General features: G+C 67.4%; 1 protein-coding gene. It reads right to left on the bottom strand.

Going from position 1 to position 893, the window contains the following annotated elements; genetic code table 11:
• On the bottom strand, nucleotides 1-484 hold a 484-nt coding region (locus C475_RS18395; protein ID WP_006885384.1), incomplete at its 3' end, for a hypothetical protein.
• Between the last annotated feature and the right edge of the window lie 409 nt (nucleotides 485-893).

Here is an 893-nt window from a genome sequence, read left to right as displayed (position 1 = left end):
CGAGTCGCCACGGCCGCACGTCACTCACGTTGACCGCGACTGCTCTGGTCACCGTGTTCGAGGCGTTCCAGGCCGGGTCCGCGCGGGAAGCGAACGTGACCGCCGGTGGCGCTTCGTCGAGCATCGTCAGTGCCTGCTGAGCCTGCTGCCAGCTCGTCCGCAGGGTGCGGATGGCCTGGGCGTACTGACTGGTCGCTCGTCGGCCCTCGGATTCGTTCGCCCGCTCCAACTGCCGTTGGGCGCGATCGAACTGCCGTTCGGCGTTGTCGAAGTGTGCCTCGGCGCTCCGTCGGAGCCCCTGATTGTCGAGGGTCCCCTCGGTCCGGTCGAGCACTCGTTGTGTGTCCAGAATCGTCTGCGCGACCGTTCGGTTGTCCGCGAGCGCGACGTACCGACTCGCTCGCAGCGCGGTGTCGTTCGCCTTTGAGTCGGCGAGTTTCGCCAGTGCTTGCACGCCCACCGCGTCGTCGGTGAACGATCCCATCGACCGCAACCGCACGGGATCGCGATAGTCGTCCAGCGTCCCGTTGATGCGGTCGTAGGCGCGGTCGCGTGCCGACGCGAAACGGTTCTTCTCGACGCTCGCGTCGCCGANGCGAGTCGCTGTCAGGATCTAACGGGTCCGTTCCGGCGACGTTTCGTTCGTAGCGATCCGATAGCCGGTCGCCGTCGAGTAGCAGGGTCGCCCGTGCGCGGTCAATCGCGCCTTTCGACTGCGTCGCCGCCCCGCCCGTCACGACGACAGTGATGTTCGCGGTCGCTGTGTCGAGTTCGACCGGCAGTCGGAGCGTCGTGTTCTCCAGCGGTGCGGTCTCGGCCGTCCGGATCGGCCGGTCGTATCGGGTGTCCCCGTTGACGAGTACCGAGACGTTCTCGAGTCGCCACGGCCGCAC

Origin of the sequence: Halosimplex carlsbadense 2-9-1, from assembly GCF_000337455.1 — an archaeon.
Taxonomy (GTDB): Archaea; Halobacteriota; Halobacteria; order Halobacteriales; family Haloarculaceae; genus Halosimplex; species Halosimplex carlsbadense.
This window is presented reverse-complemented; position numbering and strand designations above follow the sequence as displayed.